Consider the following 17,877-nt stretch of genomic DNA (forward strand, 5'->3'; position numbering starts at 1 on the left):
ATGTACCGTGTCGAAGGAGAACTACCCGTGATCAGAGAGCAGGATGTCCTTGGCTTCGTTGATGCGCGCCGCCAGGAACGAGGTCCCGCCGAGGTCGGGGTGCAGGCGCTGCATCAGGCGGCGGTGCGCCTTTCGGATATCCGCCGTGGTGGCTCCCGCTTCAAGACCAAGGACCTTGTAGGCCTCCTCCTTAGTCATGGGGCCAGAACCTGGCGCAACACCTTGCCGGTCGCCACCATTCGCCTTCACGTCGTCGCGCCAGGCGGGAAAGCGGCCGTCAAGATACGTCTCTAGAAGCTGGCGGCTCTCCGAGTCACCAGCGAGTTCCTTGTAAAGCTCCATCAACTGCTTCAGCGACAGGCCGGAGAGCATCTTCTGCTCGTGACGCCCCGCGAGCACGATGCCTTCGAGCCCGCCCGTGTCATGGTCGAGTTCCATTTCGAGCGCCGCGGTCCTGACCGTCGAGCGCTGCCCCTTGGGTTTCGCAACGCGCCCCTTGGCGCGGCCGAAGCTGTACCAGGCGGCGGCGCCCGTCAGCAGCATGCCGCCAACCGCGGCGCGGCCCGTGACGGTGAGCAGGATGCCGGCAAGGCCCAGCACGGCCGGCCCCGCAATGCGCAAGGCCCCGGCAAGCTTCGACGCATCGACGCGCAGGAACGCCGCGACGAGGCCGATCGCCACCAGCAAGACGGCAAGGATGCCAAGCACCGCGCTCATCCCGTCTTGCCGCTCCGCATGCTCTCGATCATCAGCCGGTCCTCCGGCCGGCCCCGCGCCTCGAGAGCCTTCAGCCCGCCCGTGGCGAAGACCGCGACCGCCGACAGGAGTTTGGCCAGCGTCGCGGCGGAATTGCGGTCGAAACGGAACCAGGCCCCCTTGGACAGCCTGGCGATCTCCTTGAACGCTTTCTCGGCGACATGGTCCCTGCCCTCCTGGAAGACAAAGACAGGCACGCCGTGCAGACCGAGACTGCCTGCCTGGCCTGCGAGATCCTGCAGCTGCTCTTCCATCGCATCGCCGATATAGACCAGCGCATCGACCTTTCCGGCCGCTGTCTCTTTCAGCGCATGGCTGAGCACCTTGCCGATCTGCGTATTGCCGCCGCGGCACGAGATGCCGGACATCAGCCGCTTCAGCGCGGCCGTGTCGCTGACGAATTTCGACGCCCGGCATTCGCTCAAGCCGCGGAAATAGACGAGCTGGACGCCGAGCGAGCCGGCACTTCCAACCGCGTCGAACATCTCGGCCTGCAGCGCGCAGGCCATGTCCCAGGTCGGCTGGCGGCTCATCGTTGCGTCGAGCGCGAGGATTAGCCGTCCGCCCGCTGCGCGCGTCAGGGCGACAGCCTTCGCCTGGCGCAGGAACGCGTCGATCTCGCTGGGGGCGGATCGCTTTTGCGGCGCTTGGGTCGTTCCTCCCGTCGGAACAGGCGTTTTCTTGTCGCTCATGGGGCAGAACATGTGACGGTGCCGACCAGCTTGCAAGCCCGGCGACAAAAGGCCGGCAATCGCACGACGGTCTAAAGCAGGCCCAATTCCGTCAGTTCCTGCCTGAGTTTGACAGGCATCTCGGCGACGCCCTTGCGGCCCTTGCCGAGATCGAGAGGCGCTTCATTCTGCTTGAGGTAGCGCCAGCCCTGGAAGGCGCGGCGCGGCTGCCAGTCGGTTCTGACCACGATCGGATCGAGCATCAGATGGCAACGCGAAATGCCTTCGCCGTCGATGAAGGGCCTGACTTCGAGCAAGCGCTGGCGGCACTGAACGCTGCCCTTGATGACCCAGAAGAGCGAGCCGCCATCGACGAGTTCGCTCGCGCGGGTCGGGATCATGCGGGTCGTATGGAAATGCTCGACCGGTTCGCCCGCGCGCCGGCGCTGGTCGAGCCGCATCGCGATCCATTCTTCCAGATCCTCGACGCCGTCGCAGCCGACGCAGAGTTTTAGGAGGTTCAGGGCCATCAACGAGACTTAGCGACGAGGCGGCGGCGGTTCAATCTCCGACCGGGTTATGCACAGGTGCTTCGACCGCCTTCGGCATCGAAGATGAGCCCACCGCCACCATAAGGTCAGCGTTCGACTTCTGGAATCACGCGCAGGTGCGGGAAACGGCCCTCCGCGACGTATGCCTCCTCTTCCTGCGTGGAGGTCCGGCCCAGCACAGCATTTCGGTGTGGATGGCGGCCGAATGCGGCTATGACCTTGCGCGCCTCCAAGGGCTGTTCCGCGGCGAATTGATAGCCTGGCTTCAGGTTTGGCGGCGCCTCGGCGAGAATCTCATGTGCCAGAGAGATCGCCCGATCGAGCCGCTCCAGATGACCCGGCCCCTCGCAATGGATGAGTGGCAGATTGTAGACGGTCTTGTACCATGGCGTTTCCAGGACGGCGTAGTGGCCGTTCTCATAACCCTCGAGGCCAAGCGCGAGCGCCTTCGCGTCCTGGGCGAAAGCCCGCGGAGACTGTCGCCAGACCGAACGTGGGAACTGGTCGAGCACGACGATCAAGGCCAGGCGGCCATGCGGATCACTCGCCCAGTGGTCGAACTCACCGCGCGCGGCTCGCTCGGTCGTGTCGGTGAAACGAACTATTATCTGCGCGTCGGCTCCGCCGCGCATCCGCCACATCCAGTGTTCGCGGTGAGCCGCGGCGTCGACGTCCAGCGCCGCGCCCTCGGGAAACCAGAAGTCCAGAACGTCGTCCCACTGGCGCATCATGGATCCCCGCACGAACCGCACTCGCCTCAAGATACAAGTCTAGCATCGTCCTAGCTTCTTGGCCAAATCCAACTGCAAGGATTGCGTTTCGCCGGCCTCAACACTCCACCACATTGACCGCCAGCCCGCCGAGGCTGGTTTCCTTGTATTTCTCGCTCATGTCGAGCCCGGTCTGGCGCATTGTCTCGATCGCCGCGTCGAGAGGCACGAAATGCGTGCCGTCGCCCTTTATGGCGAGCGAGGCGGCGGTCACGGCCTTCACGGCGCCAAGCGCATTGCGCTCGATGCAGGGCACCTGCACCAGCCCGCCGACCGGATCGCAGGTCATGCCGAGATGATGCTCCAGCGCGATCTCGGCGGCGTTCTCGACCTGCTCGGGCGTGCCGCCCATGACGGCGCACAGGCCCGCCGCGGCCATCGCCGAGGCGGAACCCACCTCGCCCTGGCAGCCGACCTCCGCGCCTGAAATCGAGGCATTGGTCTTGATGATGCCGCCAATCGCCGCGGCGGTGAGCAGGAAGTCGCGGATGCTCGCCTGGTCGGCTTCGGGATGGAAATGCAGCCAGTAGCGGAGCACAGCGGGCAGCGTGCCCGCGGCGCCATTGGTCGGCGCGGTGACGACGCGGCCACCGGCGGCGTTCTCCTCGTTCACCGCCATGGCGTAGATGGATAGCCAGTCGTTAGCGAGCAGCGGGTTCGGCCGGTTGGTGCGCCAGTCCTCGTTGAGCTTGTCGTGCAGCGCCCGCGCGCGGCGGCGCACCTTCAGTCCGCCCGGCATTATGCCGTCCTGCGACAAGCCGCGCTCGATGCAGCCGAGCATCGCCTGCCAGATCGCGTCGAGCCCCTCGTCGAGCTTCTCGCCGGGCATGTGGACTTCTTCGTTGGCGCGCTTCATCTCGGCGATGGAGAGGCCGCTCGCCTTCGCCATCGCCAGCATCTCGACGGCGTTCCTGAAGGGATGGGGCACCGCCTTGCCCGGCTTCTCCGGACCCTTGGCCTTCAGCCGCTGCAGCTCCTCCTCCGACACTACGAAGCCGCCGCCGATCGAATAATAGATGCGTTTCAGCAGCAGCCTGTCGGACGAATCATAGGCGCAGAACGCCATGCCATTGGCGTGGCCGAGAAGCGGCGTCTTGCGGTCGAGCACAAGATCCTTCTCGGGGTCGAAGCGATAGTCCGGATGACCGGGCGGCGAAATTCTCCTCGCGGCCGCGATCCCGGCGATCGCGGCATCCGTCTTGTCGGGATCCACCGTCTGTGGCGTCTCGCCGGTTAGGCCGAGGATCACCGCGCGGTCGGTACCGTGGCCGATGCCCGTATAGGCGAGCGAGCCGTGCAGGCTGACGGCGATGCGGTCGACCTTGACGCCGGCCGGACGCGGCCAGTCGCCATTGGCGATCTCTTCGAGGAAACGGCTGGCGGCCGTCATCGGCCCCATCGTGTGCGAGCTCGACGGGCCGATGCCGATCTTGAACAGGTCGAATACCGAAAGGAACAATCAAAGGCTCCTGGCGCGATGGCCGCCGCTTACGAGTATGCCGCGCTTTTCCGGGCGCGCGCTTCGCATCAGCCGACTTCGGATGATCCGCGGACGACATTGCGTATATAGTGGTTCGACCTGATGCAAGAAACGGGCTGCCGTATGCTTCTCTCGACCGCCGACCTCGCCGCGCTCGCCTTCTTCCTGGCCGTCTGGGCGTCCTACTCCATGGCGACCGAAGGCCGGCCGTTCGATCGCATCTCCTTGTCGACCGCGATGAACGTCCAGCGCGAGGCATGGATGCGCACCATGGCGCGGCGCGACCTCAGGATGATCGACACCTCGATCATGCTGGGATTGCAGCAGGGCACCGCCTTCTTCGGCTCGAGCGCCCTGATCGCGGTCGGCGGCTGTTTCGCGCTTCTGGGCGCCAGCGACAGGGTGCTCAATGTGCTGTCCGAGCTGCCCCTGACGACCACGCCGTCCAGGCCGCTCTTCGAGATCAAGGTGATGGGCCTGATCCTGCTGCTCGCCTATTCCTTCTTCAAGTTCGGCTGGTCCTACCGCTTGTTCAACTACTGCTCGATCCTGATCGGCGCGGTGCCTGTGCAGAAAGACGAGCATGGCCATGCCGAGGAGACCGAAAAGGCGATCGTGCGCGCAGCGAAGATGAACATCCTCGCCGGCAAGCACTTCAACGCCGGCCTGCGCGGTATCTTCTTCTCACTCGGCTACCTTGGGTGGTTTGTAGGCCCCTTGATCCTGGCCCTCTCCACCCTGCTGCTGCTCTGCGTCCTGGTTCGGCGCCAGTTCTTCTCCGCCGCTCGCCGCGCCGTCCTGGCCGATGACGCCTGAGGTGTCGTCGGGACCCGGGAAGACGGAATCGATGCGGCCGACAAACTTGTAGGCGATCAGCCCGATCCATTCGCGGATCGCCATCGTCGTCGTCTGCAGGGAATCGGCCGGGTTGTCTCGCATCACGCCGATACCCTCCTCGCCGGAGGTGCGGTAGTCGACCGGCCACGGCAGAACCGGAAACGCCGCCTTGCGGAACAGGCCAACCGAGCGCGGCATGTGGAACGCGGAGGTCACCAGCAGCCATGTCTCGTCGGGTCCAGGCGTGACCAGTTGCCTGAGGTTCTCGACATTCTCGTAGGTATTGCGCGATTCGCGTTCCAGGATCAGCCGGCCAGCCGGCACGCCCAGCGCCCCGAAGAGCTTCGGCGCGGTGTCGGCGTCGCCCTCGCCGTCCAATACCATCGTGCCCGTTCCGCCCGACACCACGATCTTGGCATCCGGGTATCGCCGCGCCAGCACCGCCGCCTCGAGAAAGCGGTCGCCGCCGCTGTTTACGTCGTAGCCGCCGCGCGCCAGGTTGATCCCGCCTTCGAAACCGCCGCCGAGCACGATGATGCCGGCGACCTTGTCTGGCGGAGGCGGCCGCGGAAAGCGCTCCTCGAGGGGATTGAGCAGCAGCGCGCCGAGCGACGTCCATGCGGACAGGGCAAGGATCAGGAAAGACAGAACCAGGGTGAAGCCGCGCAATTTGCGCCAGCCCAGCCATCCCAGAAGGATCGACAGCGCCAGAAGGAAGATCGCCAGGTTGAGTGGCTGGATCAGGAACCAGAAAATCTTGGAGAGATAGAAAAGCAAGGAGAACTCCATCGCGTTCGCGAACCTATCAAACTCCGCCTGCCGCACAACCGGCTTCGAGCTCAATCACGCTTCAGCGGGAAGCAGTCTGGTTGATCTCGTCCGCAAGAAGCTCGCGAAAATAGGCAACGGTGCGCGTCAGTCCCTCGCGCACCGGAACTGTCGGCTCCCAGCCGAGCTTTTCGCGCGCCTTGGTTATGTCGGGCTGCCGTTGCTTCGGATCGTCGCCGGGCAGCGGCTTCCTGACGATTTCCGAGCCCGAGCCGGTGATCTCGATCACCATCTTCGCGAGTTCGAGAATGGTGAACTCGCGCGTGTTGCCGATGTTGATCGGCCCGATCACCTCGGCCGGGCTCGCCATCAGCCGCATCAGCCCGTCGAGCAGATCGTCGACATAGCAGAAGGAACGCGTCTGGCAGCCGTCGCCATAGATGGTGATCGGCTGGCCAAGCAGCGCCTGCACGATGAAGTTCGACACCACGCGCCCGTCCTGGCGGTGCATGCGCGGGCCGTAGGTGTTGAAGATGCGGGCTACCTTGATCGGCACGCCCGCCTGGCGGTGATAGTCGAAGAACAGCGTCTCGGCGGCGCGCTTGCCCTCGTCGTAACAGGCGCGCGGGCCGATCGGGTTGACGTTGCCCCAATATTCCTCGGTCTGGGGATGCGTGACCGGATCGCCATAGACCTCGCTGGTCGATGCCTGCAGGATCTTGCATTTCAGACGCTTGGCCAGCCCCAGCATGTTGATCGCGCCGTGGACCGAAGTCTTCAGCGTCTGGATCGGGTCGTGCTGGTAATGGATGGGCGAGGCCGGGCAGGCCAGATTGTAGATCTCGTCGACCTCGACATAGAGCGGGAAGCAGACGTCGTGGCGCAGGAACTCGAAGCGCGGATTGCCGTGCAGATGATCGATGTTGCGCTTGGTCGACGAAAACAGATTGTCGACGCAGATGACCTCGTGACCCTGTTCGAGCAGCCGGTCGATGAGGTGCGAGCCGAGAAATCCGGCCCCGCCCGTCACCAGGATGCGTTTGCGGCTGTCGGAAATGGGCGGCAAAGAAGTCTCCCCCTGAACAGCCCGCACCTCTACAGCGCCGACCACGCTTTTACAAACCGGCGCGCCTGAACCGCGAGGCTACCACCACTTTTCCGGCTCGAAGCGGCCCGCGGCCTGCTCGATGACGTGGCCGGCCTGGAACAGCGTCTCCTCTTCGAACGGCTTGCCGATGAGCTGCAGCGCGAGCGGCAGGCCGTGCCGGTCCAGCCCGGCAGGCACCGCTATGCCCGGCAGGCCGGCCATGTTCACGGTCACCGTGAAGATGTCGTTGAGATACATCTTGACCGGGTCGGCGGCCATGTCCTGGTCGGCGACGCCGAAGGCGGCCGACGGCGTCGCCGGTGTCAGGATAACGTCGACGCCGGCGTCGAAAGCGATCTCGAAATCACGCTTGATCATCGTGCGCACCTTCTGCGCCTGCAGGTAGTAGGCGTCGTAGTAGCCGGCCGACAGCACGTAGGTGCCGATCATGATGCGGCGCTTGACCTCGCGTCCGAAGCCGGCGGCGCGGCTCTGCTCGTACATGTCGACGATGTCCTTGCCCGGCACCCGCAACCCGTAGCGGACGCCGTCATAGCGCGCGAGGTTGGACGAGGCTTCCGCCGGCGCCACGATGTAGTAGGCCGGCAGCGCGTATTTGGTGTGCGGCAGCGAGATGTCCACGATTTCCGCGCCCGCATCCTTCAGCCAGGCGATGCCCTTCTGCCAGAGCGCCTCGATGTCGTCAGGCATACCGTCGACACGGTATTCCCTGGGGATGCCGACCTTCATGCCCTTCACCGAACGGCCGAGCGCGGCCTCGTAGTCCGGCACCGGGCGGTCGACCGAGGTCGTGTCCTTGGCGTCGACGGAGGCCATCGACTTCAGCATGATCGCTGCGTCGCGCACGTCGCGCGCGATCGGGCCGGCCTGGTCGAGCGACGAGGCGAAGGCGACGATGCCCCAGCGCGAGCAGCGGCCATAGGTCGGCTTGATGCCGACCGTGCCGGTGAAGGCCGCCGGCTGGCGGATCGAGCCGCCGGTGTCGGTCGCGGTCGCGCCGGCGCACAGGAACGCCGAGACCGCCGAGGCCGAGCCGCCCGACGAGCCGCCAGGCACCAACTGCATGTTGTCGTAGCTCTTCGTCTGCCTGGCCCCGCCGGCCGAGACGAAACCGCCGTCTCCGTCATGCGTCGTCGGCATGACGGAAGTCTCGACGCGCGAGCGCCGCCAAGGGTTGACCACCGGGCCGTAATAGGAGGTCTCGTTGGACGAGCCCATGGCGAACTCGTCCATGTTGAGTTTTCCGAGCATCACCGCGCCGTCGGCCCACAGGTTGGCCGTCACAGTCGACTCGTAGCGCGGCTTGAAACCGTCGAGCACATGGCTCGCCGCCTGCGTATGCACGCCCTCTGTGGCGAAGAGATCCTTGATGCCCAGCGGAATGCCTTCCAGCGCCCCCCCCTCGCCCTTCGCCAGCTTCGCGTCGGATGCCCTAGCCATGTCGCGCGCTTTCTCGGGCGTCACGGCGATGTAGGCGTTAAGCAGAGGATTGGCGCGCTCGATCGCGGCGAGATAGGCGTCGGCGATCTCGGCCGCCTTGATCTCCTTGGCGCGCAGCTTGTTGCGCGCCTCGGCAATCGTCAGTTTCGTCAGGTCGCTCATGGAACAATCTTCTTTTCGTAAAAGCGCGAAAAACCGGAATCGGGATAATCCAGCACCGCGCCGCAGACCGTGAAGCCGCCGCGCTCATAGACACGGTAGGCCGCCTCGAAACCCGGAGCCTCGCCGGTCTCGAGCACCAGCCGCGAAATCCCCTTCTCGCGCGCAAGCTGCTCGAGCCGCTGCAGGAGTAACGAGCCGACCCGTTGTCCGCGCACCTCCGGCAGCGTGAACATGCGCTTCACTTCGCCCAGGCCTCCGCCATGGTCCTTCAGCGACGCCATGCCGACATGGCGTCCGGTTTCGTCGCGCGCAACGAAGGTGGTCAGCGACGGGTCGGCCATCTGCTCGACAGTGAGCTGGAACTGGAACTCGCGCGGGGTGAGCGGGAGCATCGTCGCGTTGAGGTCGGCGACCATGGCGCGCACATCGTCCTGCAGCGGCGTCTCGGCCGCGATCGAGATCGCCATGGCGGCTACTCCACCACCTTCGGCACGAGGAAGAAGTTCTCATCGGTAGCCGGCGCATTGGCGACGATGTCGGCGGCCTTGTTGCCGTCGGTGACGATGTCCTGCCGCTTCTTCATCTCCATCGGAATGACCGAGGTCATCGGCTCAACGCCGGAAACGTCGACCTCGTTCAACTGCTCGACGAAGCCCAGGATGGTGTTGAGCTCGCCGGTCATGCGCTCGGCGTCCTCCTCGCTGACCGCAATGCGGGCGAGATGCGCGACGCGCTTCACTGTGGCGATATCGACGGACATGGGAACACTCGATCGACTGGGGAAATTCGCTCCCGGCTATAACGAGACGGGTGCCGCAGTGCAATATCACCCCCAATCGGCCTTTCAGGATGCGCTTCCCCTACGGCTGCGCACCGGCAGACCCGCCCTCGCCTCGTCAGCCATAGCCGAAGGTTGTCATCATGCCGGCGGCCATGTGGTAGAGGTGATGGCAGTGGAATGCCCACTGCCCCGGATTGTCGGCGTCGACGGCGACCGTCACCGAGCGCCGGGGCGGGACAAGCACGGTATCGCGCACGGCGCCGGCAAACCGCTGGCCGTCGATCGCCACGATCTGGAAGTGGTGGCCATGCAGATGCATCGGGTGCGCCATCATGCTTCTGTTGACGAGTTCGACCTCGACCCTATCGCCTTGGCTGACGACAATGGGCCGGTCCAGGGCCAGACTCCATTTGTACGCGGCCATGTCGCCGTCGAGCGCAAGCTGGTAGGCCTCGTTCGCCGGCAGCGGCGCGAGGGGACGGGCCGCGCTCAGCCGGGCTTCGAGCGACAGATCGAGCACCGGTCCGCTTTCCTCGCCTTCCACGGCGATCCTCGTGACGCTGGCGCCGGCGGGCCGGAGGATGATCCCGGTGCGCTGCGGCTCGCCCTCGCGCAGCGCCAGGATCGGAAATGCGCGGGCCTCGTCGGGCAGCCGCAGCCGGACATCGATCCGCTGCCCCATGGTCATGGGGAAGCGACTTGCCCTCACGGGAACGACATCGCGGCCGTCGACGGCGATCAACTCGCCTTCGAGCCCGCCGAGGTCGATGGTGAATGCCGTGGCGGTCGCCCCGTTGATGATGCGCAGCCGCACCCGCCCGCCGCGCTCAACCTCGACGACCTCGGGATCGTCCAGCGTGCGGTCGTTGGCGAGATAGGCGTCGTATTCGATGTCGTTGAGGTCCATCGCCATCGGGCCGTCATGCGAGGCCGGCATGCTCATGGCGCCATGCGCGCTGTGATCCATCCCGGCCATCGGATCCGTCTTGGCGCCGGTGAGGGACGCCAGCAGTTCCTCGGGCGTCTTGAACGAGAAATCGTGCAGCAGAACGACCACCTCTTGCTCGTCGGCCGGCCGCGCCGGACCGACGATCAGCGGAGCTGCAAGCAGCGCCTGTTCCTGTAGCGTGTGCGCGTGCATCCAGTGCGTGCCGGCCTCCCCGACCGGGAAGTCGTAGCTCCGCTCTTCCCTGCCCGCGATCGGCGGCGCCGGCTGATCGGGCACGCCGTCGCTAGGCCAGGGCGGCGTCAGCCCGTGCCAGTGGATGAGGGTGGCCTCGCCCGTTTCGTTGGCGAGCAGGACGTTGAAGGCCTCGCCTTCGGTGAAGCTTGGGCCCGGCTTTCCGTCCGGTCCCGTCAGGCCAAACACCGACGCGGCCCGACCGTTCACCTCGATGGCGCGGCGCGTGATGGCGAGGCGCTTGGCGGCCCCGCCGGCGAGGGCGCGGCCAACAGGTCCGCGCGGCAGGGACAGCGCGGCGGTTCCGGCCATGATGCCGGCAAGCAAGTGACGACGGTTCATTCTCTTTTTCCTTCCTGAATATGATGCGTCTTGCGGCGTCTCCGCCGCGATCCGTCAGTCGCCCCGCGCGGCGATAGCGTTATGCACCACCGCCACGATCGCGCCGGTGACGATCCCGAAGACAAAGCTGTAGAAGACGCCTTCGATCCAGGCGCGCGGCGACGTCACCGGAGCGAGCGTGAACAGCCCGATCCAGGCGTGCGTCGCCGGGAGGCCCGGCAGCAGCAGCTCGACGAGGGCGCACAGCACGAAAAGGACGACCAGCGCGACACCGATTGCAACCGAAAGCCCGAGGACGGAAAGAGGCCGTGCATTGGCTAGGTCGGTCATGGCGAGACTCCCTTGTTCGGTGTTTCGGACATCATGTCCTTCTGCATCTGCTGCATCATCTGCATGTGCATCGCCTGCATCATCTGCATCATTTGCATCATGTGCATCATCCGCATCGTCTGCATTTGCGGTGAGCCGTCCGGCGGCGTCATGTTGCCCATCATGCCGCTCATCATGTCGCGGCAGTCCATGGGGGCTGTCTGCGGGGTCGCCTGCGTTTCGGCCGGCATCTTCGCTTCGGGCGCGGAGGTGCCTTGTGGATGGTGGGGATCGGCCTGGGCGAAGGCGTTTGCCGTCAGGCCAAGAACGATGGCCGCGGCAAGCGGTAGCATGTTGCGCATTTGGGAATCTCCCTTTGTCGACTGTCTGACTTGGAGCCGCCATTGCCTCGGCGCTTGCGCGCCGGGACGAAGAATGGTGGCTCGACCGGCGCACGTGGCGCCAAGGTCAGGCGTGGACGCGGGGAGGATGTCGGTTGACGAGCGGGGCGAGGCCGCTGAGCATAGGGCGGGGTATCAATCCCCAGGCATCGCCCGGGCGGGCCGGAACGCCGGCGGTCTCCAAGGCGAGAACGGCGCAAGCGCCGCAGCATGCCTGGGCGGCGGAGCAGTCATCGGCATTGCGCTCCGTGCACGCCGCGTCGGCGCAGGCAGAATCGGCTTCGACCATCTGGTGAACGGCGGGCTCGTTATACCCGCCGAAAGGCGCGGCTTCCGACAGGGCGACGACGCCAAGCGCCATGACCATGCCAAGAACCAGCACGGCGCAGACTGCCCGAATCTGTCCGATCGCACGAACCATGAAAGAACGATAACCCAAAATCCTGTCGATTTGTTGATCAAGGTCAAAGGGGCGTCGCTTCGCCTCGCCCGCTACACTCCCACCGCCTTCCCAACCTCCGGCGCCAGCACCTTCGTGCCCGACCCCTCCATCCCCGCGACGAACTTGTCCGGCGTCTGGTCGAGCAGGCCGAAGGTCCTGTAGTGGCAGGGAATAACCGTCTGGAACTTGAAGAAGCGCCGGCAGGCGAGCGCGGCCACGGCCCCGCCCATGGTGAAGCGGTCGCCGATCGGCACCAGGCCGATCTCCGGCCCGTGCAGCTCGTTGATCAGCGCCATGTCGGAGAAGATGTCGGTATCGCCCATATGATAGAGCGTCTTGTCCTCGGGGAAATGCAGCACCAGTCCGAGCGGGTTGCCGAGGTAAACGTTCGAGCCGTCGCCGACATTGAACGACGAGGAATGCAGCGCCTGCACGAAGGTCGTGGTGAAGCCGCCGCAATCGACGGTTCCGCCCGTGTTGCCCGGATTGATCTTTTCGCCCGAAACACCCTGGCCGACGAGATACATGCAGATCTCGAAGTTGGCGACGAGCTGCGCTCCCGTCTTCTTCACGATGTCGGCGGTGTCGCCGAGATGGTCGTTGTGGCCGTGGGTCAGCAGCACATGGGTGACGCCCTCGGCCGGCCCTTCCCAGCCCCTATTCCATAGCGGATTGCCGGAAAGGAACGGATCGATCAGGATCGTCGCGCCACCCGCCTCGACGCGGAAGGCCGATTGCCCGTACCAGGTCAGCTTCATCGAACATCTCCTCGGTATTTCAATTGCTGGAGCAACCTGCATTAAGAAGGTAGAACGGCCCGAACTCCGCGCTAAGGAACATCCGTTGGCCGTCATCGCCGTCACCGATCTACCCGCCACTCTTGACGGCGGCAAGACGCTCGCCGGGCTCGACCTCGGCGAAAAGACGATCGGCGTTGCCGTGTCCGACCGGAGCCTGTCCTTCGCTCATCCGCGCCCGGTCATCCTACGCAAGAAATTCTCCCTCGACGCCGCCGCGCTGCTCGCCCTCCTGGCGAAGGACAATGTCGGCGCGGTGGCCATGGGCCTGCCGATCAACATGGACGGCTCGGAAGGGCCGAGGGCTCAGGCCTCACGCGCCTTCGTGCGCAACATGGCCAGGATGACCGACCTGCCCTTCGTCTTCTGGGACGAAAGGCTCTCGACCGTTGCCGTGGAGCGCACTCTGATCGAAATGGACTTTTCCAGAAAGAAACGCGCCGGCAAGATCGATTCGGCGGCCGCCGCCTTCATCCTGCAGGGCGTGCTCGACCGGCTTCACGCGCTCGGCGAAGGTTCCGCTCCGAAATAGCGCTGGCGCTTGGTCCTGAACCAGTCGGCGATCGCCTGCCTGCGCCGGAAGGCCCAGATGGCGAGGATGAGCAGAGTGTCGAGGACGCAAGCCTTGGCCACCAGCGGCGGGATCGTCGCCGGCTCGACGCCGAGCGCCTGGCCGTAGAGCTGGAACAGCAAATCGTGCACCTGGCGCGTCAGCATGACGTAGCCGAAGTTCATGTCGTTGAGCGACAGAAAATACCAGCCCCAGAAAATGCCCATCGGCAGCGCCCAGGCGGCGAATACCCAACGCATCAGCATGGATCTCCGCAGAGGCGGCCGGATTCCCGCAGGACGGCCGCGCTGAAACCCGCAAAGGTGGTTGAAAGAGGCCGCATGAGAATCCCTTGGGTCGCCCTCGGACAGTGGTCCGGGCAAAAATGCGATGCAACGTAAACCATTTGTTAAGGTTAACGGACGCGGCCTGTGGATGGCCAGCCCTTTCTCGTTGACCGCTGCGGAGACGATTCCGCGTTCAGTTCGTCGTGGGATAGAGCGTGTCGATGATCAGTCGCGCGTCATGGCGCGCGTCGAGCATGCCGTAGGTCGTGCGCCACTGGCCGGCGAGCCTCGTCTCGATGAAGGCGTCGGCGATTCGCCCCGCCCCCATGCGCTTCAATTCCGCAGCCGCCGCCGACAGCGCCAGTTGCTCGGTCAGGATGCGGGCCGAACCCTCGTCGGTGGATGCGACTTGCATGGCCGCGCGCAGCACGGCGACCGTGCCCGGTCCGCCGGCGCCGAGGTCGTGCTCGATGCCGGCCAGCACCTCGTCGAACAAGCCAGGCGCGCGGCCCAGCACGCGCAGAACGTCGAGCGCCATCACGTTGCCCGAACCCTCCCAGATCGCGTTGACGGGCACCTCGCGGTAGTAGCGCGCTAGCGGCATCTCTTCGACATAGCCGTTGCCGCCGAGGCACTCCATCGCCTCGTAGAGCAGCGCGGGCGCGATCTTGCAGACCCAGTATTTCACCACAGGCGTCATCGCGCGGGCAAACGACGCCTCCGTCCGGTTGCTCGCCGCCTCGTCGAAGGAGCGCGCCAGCCGGAAGGACAGCGCGGAGGCGCCGGCCACGTCGAGCGCCATGTCGGCCAGAACGCGCTGCATCAGCGGCTGGTCGACGAGCTTCTGGCCCTGGACCTGGCGGTGCCGCGTGTGGTGGATGGCCTCGGCAAGGCCCGCCCGCATCAGGCCGGACGAGGCTACGGCGCAATCGAGCCTGGTCAGCGTGACCATGTCCATGATCGTCTTGATGCCGGCGCCGGGCTCGCCCACCATCTGCCCGATCGCGTTGACGAACTCCACTTCCGAAGAGGCGTTGGAGCGGTTGCCGAGCTTGTCCTTCAGCCGCTGGAAATGGAACCCGTTGCCGGTGCCGTCGCCCAGGATGCGCGGGACGAGGAAGCAGGAGAGCCCCTCGCCCGCCTGCGCCAGCACGAGGAAAGCGTCCGACATCGGCGCCGACATGAACCATTTATGGCCGGTGATGCGGTAAAAGCCGTTGCCGGCGCGCTCGGCCTTGGTCGTGTTGGCGCGCACATCGGTGCCGCCCTGTTTCTCCGTCATGCCCATGCCGAGCGTCAGCCCGGTCTTTTCGACCGGCGGCTTGGTGCTTTGGTCGTATTTGCGCGTGGTGATGCGCGGCGCCCATTCGCGAAACAGTTGCGGGGTGGCCATCAGCGCCGCCAGCGAGGCGCTGGTCATGGTGATCGGGCAGAGATGCCCGGCCTCGAGCTGCGACGTGAGATAGAAGCGCGCCGCGCGCACCTGATGACGCCGGCCGGTTTCGGCGGCTCCGTTTTCCCAGATCGAGGAGTGCAGCCCGCTCGCCATCGAGCGGCGCATCAGCGCATGGTAGGCCGGGTGGAAGTCGACCGTGTCGATCCGCCTGCCCTGCCGGTCGTGGGTTCTCAGCACCGGCGTCTCGACATTCGCGAGCCGAGCGGTCTCCTGCGCTTCGGGCGTCAGCACGAAACGTCCGAGATTGTCGAGGTCCTTGCGCACCGGCGCCGAAAAATCCTCGGCGATCTGGATCAGCAGCGGGTCGCCTCGCCAGGCGTTGCCGCCTGCGATCGGCGGTGGCTGGTTTGTTACCTCGTCCGTCACGCGCTGTTCCTGACTGCCGCCAGCCGACCGAATCCGGGCTGACATCGGGGCTTTATATAGCCGAAGCTGTCGTTAACGCGACGAAAATACCGGGGAGAATACAGCCAATCCAAAGCCGCTTGGCTTGCGGGGAAAGGACCCGCACCCTATAGCAGCGCCTTGACATGACCGAAGCGCCCTCTCCGCCGCTCTACCCGCATCGCCATCTGCTTGGCATCCGCGACCTGTCTCCCGCCGATATCGAAATGCTGCTCGACCGCGCCGACGCGGCAGTTTCGATCTCGCGCCAGCCGCAAAAAAAGACCTCGACGCTGCGCGGCCGCACCCAGATCAACCTCTTCTACGAAGCGTCCACCCGCACCCAGTCGTCCTTCGAACTCGCCGGCAAAAGGCTCGGCGCCGACGTGATGAACATGGCGGTGGCGAGTTCGTCCGTGAAGAAGGGCGAGACGCTGATCGACACGGCGATGACGCTGAACGCCATGCGGCCGGACATCCTCATCATCCGCCACCAGTCGGCCGGCGCCGCCGCCCTGCTCGCGCAGAAGGTCGGCTGCTCAGTGGTCAACGCCGGCGACGGCGCGCACGAGCATCCGACGCAGGCGCTGCTTGATGCGCTAACCATCCGCCGCGCCAAGGGCCCGCTGTCGAAGCTCATCGTCGCTATCTGCGGCGACGTGCTGCATTCGCGCGTCGCTCGCTCCAACATCATGCTGCTCAATGCGCTGGGCGCGCAGGTGCGCGTCGTAGCGCCTTCGACACTGTTGCCATCAGGCATCGAGAGGATGGGCGTCATCGTTTCCCGCACCATGGCGGAAGGACTGAAGGACGCCGACGTGGTGATGATGCTGCGCCTGCAGCGCGAGCGCATGGCCGGTGCCTTCGTGCCCTCGGTGCGCGAATATTTCCGCTATTTCGGCCTCGACGCCGAGAAGCTTAAGGCGGCCAAGGACGACGCGCTGGTCATGCATCCCGGGCCCATGAACCGCGGCGTCGAGATCGCCTCCGAGATCGCCGACGGACCGCAGAGCGTCATCCAGGAACAGGTGGAGATGGGCGTCGCCGTGCGCATGGCGGTGATGGAAGCGCTGCTCGATCCGCGCCGCAATGCCGGCGGAGGCGCGCAATGAGCGTCACCGTCTTCAGCCACGCCCGCGTCGTTGATCCGTCTCGCGGCATCGACGAGACAGGCGCCGTCATCGTCGACGGCAGGAAGATTGTCGCGGCCGGCGCATCCGCACTGAACCAGGGCACGCCGGAAGGCGCCACGGTCGTCGACTGCCGGGGCAAGGTCATCATCCCCGGACTAATCGATTCCAGGGTCTTCATCGGCGAGCCGGGCGCGGAGCACCGCGAGACCATTCATTCGGCGAGCCAGGCCGCTGCTGCAGGCGGCGTCACCTCCATCGTGATGATGCCCGACACCGATCCGATCATCGACGACATAGCGCTGGTCGAGCACGTCTTGCGCGCCGCGCGCGACACGGCGTCGGTCCACGTCTATCCCGCGGCCGCCATCAGCAAGAAACTCGAAGGCCGCGAGATGACCGAGTTCGGCCTGCTGCGCGAAGCCGGCGCGGTCGGCTTCACCGACGGCAGGCACACCATCGCCAGTTCCTCGCTGATGCGCCGCGCGCTGACCTATGCGCGCGATTTCGGCGCGGTGATCGCGCACGAGACTCAGGATGCCGACCTGTCGGCGGGCGGCGTGATGAACGAAGGGCTCTATGCGAGCTGGCTGGGGCTTCCGGGCATTCCGCGCGAGGCGGAGGCGATCCCGCTCGAGCGCGACCTGATGCTCGCAAGGCTGACCGGCGCCAACTACCATGCGGCGAAGATCTCGACCGCCATGGCGGCCGCCGCGATTGCACGCGCCAAGTCCGACGGCGCGAACGTCACCGCGGGCGTCTCGATCAACAGCCTCTCGCTCAACGAGAACGACGTCGGCGAATACCGCACCTTCTTTCGCCTGTCGCCGCCGCTGCGCGCCGAGGACGACCGGCTCGCCATGATCGAGGCCCTCAAGGACGGCACGATCGACGTCATCGTCTCCTCGCACGACCCGCAGGACGTCGACACCAAGCGGCTGCCTTTCGCCGACGCGGCGGAGGGTGCGATCGGGCTGGAGACGCTGCTCGGCGCCGCGCTCCGGCTCTACCACAATGGCGACGTACCGCTGCTGCGCCTTGCCGAAGTGCTCTCCACCGCTCCCGCAAAACTGTTCGGCCTGCCTGGCGGAACGTTGAAGCCGGGCGCGCCCGCCGACCTCGTCCTCGTCGACCTCGACGAACCCTGGGTCGTGCGCGAGGCCGACATCCGTTCGCGCTCGAAAAACACCTGCTTCGAGGGCGCGCGGCTGCAGGGCCGGGTCTTGCAAACGCTGGTCGCGGGCCGCACAGTCTTTTCCGCATAGCTCGTCGGGA

At 65.7% G+C, this 17,877-nt stretch carries 20 protein-coding genes and 1 pseudogene; 4 read left to right on the forward strand and 17 right to left on the reverse strand.

Annotated features, from left to right (window positions below; all coding sequences use genetic code 11):
• Positions 1-21 precede the first annotated feature (21 nt).
• From ABLE71_RS12910 to ABLE71_RS12930, 5 genes are all read right to left on the reverse strand, one after another.
• A complete protein-coding gene (locus ABLE71_RS12910) occupies positions 22-717 on the reverse strand; it encodes a DnaJ domain-containing protein (RefSeq protein ID WP_348783854.1) in 696 nt (231 codons plus the stop codon).
• On the reverse strand, positions 714-1,448 hold the full coding sequence (locus ABLE71_RS12915; protein ID WP_348783855.1) for a VWA domain-containing protein: 735 nt from the start codon (positions 1,446-1,448) through the stop codon (positions 714-716). Before ABLE71_RS12915 ends, ABLE71_RS12910 begins: the two co-directional genes overlap by 4 nt.
• Before the next feature lie 71 nt (positions 1,449-1,519).
• Positions 1,520-1,957 carry a DUF1489 family protein gene (locus ABLE71_RS12920; protein ID WP_348783856.1) on the reverse strand — a complete coding sequence of 146 codons (438 nt, stop codon included), beginning with the start codon at positions 1,955-1,957 and terminating at the stop codon, positions 1,520-1,522.
• A 107-nt stretch (positions 1,958-2,064) separates the two neighbouring features.
• Positions 2,065-2,706, reverse strand: coding sequence for a DUF924 family protein (locus ABLE71_RS12925; protein WP_348783857.1), 642 nt, complete (start codon positions 2,704-2,706; stop codon positions 2,065-2,067).
• Between the two features lie 100 nt (positions 2,707-2,806).
• The gene (locus ABLE71_RS12930; protein WP_348783858.1) at positions 2,807-4,207 is read right to left on the reverse strand and encodes an L-serine ammonia-lyase; all 1,401 of its coding nucleotides are present in this window, start codon (positions 4,205-4,207) and stop codon (positions 2,807-2,809) included.
• Between the two features lie 144 nt (positions 4,208-4,351).
• Here ABLE71_RS12930 and ABLE71_RS12935 point away from each other — a divergent pair, with 144 nt between their 5' ends.
• Positions 4,352-5,044: a DUF599 family protein gene (locus tag ABLE71_RS12935; RefSeq protein WP_348783859.1), complete on the forward strand. Its 693-nt coding sequence runs from the start codon at positions 4,352-4,354 to the stop codon at positions 5,042-5,044.
• A 9-nt stretch (positions 5,045-5,053) separates the two neighbouring features.
• Here the strand turns inward: ABLE71_RS12935 and ABLE71_RS12940 are convergent.
• The 10 genes and pseudogenes from ABLE71_RS12940 to ABLE71_RS12985 all read right to left on the reverse strand — a co-directional run.
• Positions 5,054-5,842 (reverse strand): annotated as a pseudogene (locus ABLE71_RS12940) (YdcF family protein); the annotation flags it as partial.
• Positions 5,843-5,915: 73 nt separating this feature from the next.
• Positions 5,916-6,899, reverse strand: coding sequence for a UDP-glucuronic acid decarboxylase family protein (locus ABLE71_RS12945; RefSeq protein WP_348783860.1), 984 nt, complete (start codon positions 6,897-6,899; stop codon positions 5,916-5,918).
• Positions 6,900-6,977: 78 nt separating this feature from the next.
• Positions 6,978-8,543, reverse strand: coding sequence for an amidase family protein (locus tag ABLE71_RS12950; RefSeq protein WP_348783861.1), 1,566 nt, complete (start codon positions 8,541-8,543; stop codon positions 6,978-6,980).
• On the reverse strand, positions 8,540-9,010 hold the full coding sequence (locus ABLE71_RS12955; RefSeq protein WP_348783862.1) for a GNAT family N-acetyltransferase: 471 nt from the start codon (positions 9,008-9,010) through the stop codon (positions 8,540-8,542). Before ABLE71_RS12955 ends, ABLE71_RS12950 begins: the two co-directional genes overlap by 4 nt.
• A gap of 5 nt (positions 9,011-9,015) precedes the next feature.
• On the reverse strand, positions 9,016-9,303 hold the full coding sequence (gatC, locus tag ABLE71_RS12960; RefSeq protein ID WP_348783863.1) for an Asp-tRNA(Asn)/Glu-tRNA(Gln) amidotransferase subunit GatC: 288 nt from the start codon (positions 9,301-9,303) through the stop codon (positions 9,016-9,018).
• 136 nt (positions 9,304-9,439) lie between these two features.
• The gene (locus tag ABLE71_RS12965; RefSeq protein ID WP_348783864.1) at positions 9,440-10,846 is read right to left on the reverse strand and encodes a multicopper oxidase family protein; all 1,407 of its coding nucleotides are present in this window, start codon (positions 10,844-10,846) and stop codon (positions 9,440-9,442) included.
• Positions 10,847-10,900: 54 nt separating this feature from the next.
• Complete coding sequence (locus tag ABLE71_RS12970; protein WP_348783865.1) at positions 10,901-11,176, reverse strand: hypothetical protein; 276 nt, start codon at positions 11,174-11,176, stop codon at positions 10,901-10,903.
• On the reverse strand, positions 11,173-11,517 hold the full coding sequence (locus ABLE71_RS12975; RefSeq protein WP_348783866.1) for a hypothetical protein: 345 nt from the start codon (positions 11,515-11,517) through the stop codon (positions 11,173-11,175). The genes ABLE71_RS12970 and ABLE71_RS12975 overlap by 4 nt, the downstream gene beginning before the upstream one ends.
• A gap of 106 nt (positions 11,518-11,623) precedes the next feature.
• Positions 11,624-11,977 carry a hypothetical protein gene (locus ABLE71_RS12980; protein WP_348783867.1) on the reverse strand — a complete coding sequence of 118 codons (354 nt, stop codon included), beginning with the start codon at positions 11,975-11,977 and terminating at the stop codon, positions 11,624-11,626.
• Positions 11,978-12,048: 71 nt separating this feature from the next.
• Positions 12,049-12,756, reverse strand: coding sequence for a metal-dependent hydrolase (locus tag ABLE71_RS12985; RefSeq protein ID WP_348783868.1), 708 nt, complete (start codon positions 12,754-12,756; stop codon positions 12,049-12,051).
• Positions 12,757-12,841: 85 nt separating this feature from the next.
• Here ABLE71_RS12985 and ruvX point away from each other — a divergent pair, with 85 nt between their 5' ends.
• Entirely contained in the window at positions 12,842-13,327 is a 486-nt protein-coding gene (gene ruvX, locus ABLE71_RS12990; RefSeq protein WP_348783869.1) for a Holliday junction resolvase RuvX, read from the forward strand.
• Here ruvX and ABLE71_RS12995 read toward each other — a convergent pair.
• Complete coding sequence (locus ABLE71_RS12995; RefSeq protein WP_348783870.1) at positions 13,294-13,605, reverse strand: DUF6105 family protein; 312 nt, start codon at positions 13,603-13,605, stop codon at positions 13,294-13,296. The genes ruvX and ABLE71_RS12995 overlap by 34 nt on opposite strands.
• Positions 13,606-13,825: 220 nt before the next feature.
• Entirely contained in the window at positions 13,826-15,454 is a 1,629-nt protein-coding gene (locus tag ABLE71_RS13000; RefSeq protein ID WP_348783871.1) for an acyl-CoA dehydrogenase family protein, read from the reverse strand.
• A 164-nt stretch (positions 15,455-15,618) separates the two neighbouring features.
• Here ABLE71_RS13000 and ABLE71_RS13005 point away from each other — a divergent pair, with 164 nt between their 5' ends.
• Both ABLE71_RS13005 and ABLE71_RS13010 read left to right on the forward strand, forming a co-directional pair.
• Complete coding sequence (locus tag ABLE71_RS13005; RefSeq protein WP_348783872.1) at positions 15,619-16,584, forward strand: aspartate carbamoyltransferase catalytic subunit; 966 nt, start codon at positions 15,619-15,621, stop codon at positions 16,582-16,584.
• Positions 16,581-17,867 carry a dihydroorotase gene (locus ABLE71_RS13010; protein ID WP_348783873.1) on the forward strand — a complete coding sequence of 429 codons (1,287 nt, stop codon included), beginning with the start codon at positions 16,581-16,583 and terminating at the stop codon, positions 17,865-17,867. The genes ABLE71_RS13005 and ABLE71_RS13010 overlap by 4 nt, the downstream gene beginning before the upstream one ends.
• Positions 17,868-17,877: the final 10 nt, after the last annotated feature.

The organism is Mesorhizobium sp. KR9-304, assembly GCF_040049215.1.
Classification (GTDB): Bacteria; Pseudomonadota; Alphaproteobacteria; order Rhizobiales; family Rhizobiaceae; genus Mesorhizobium_K.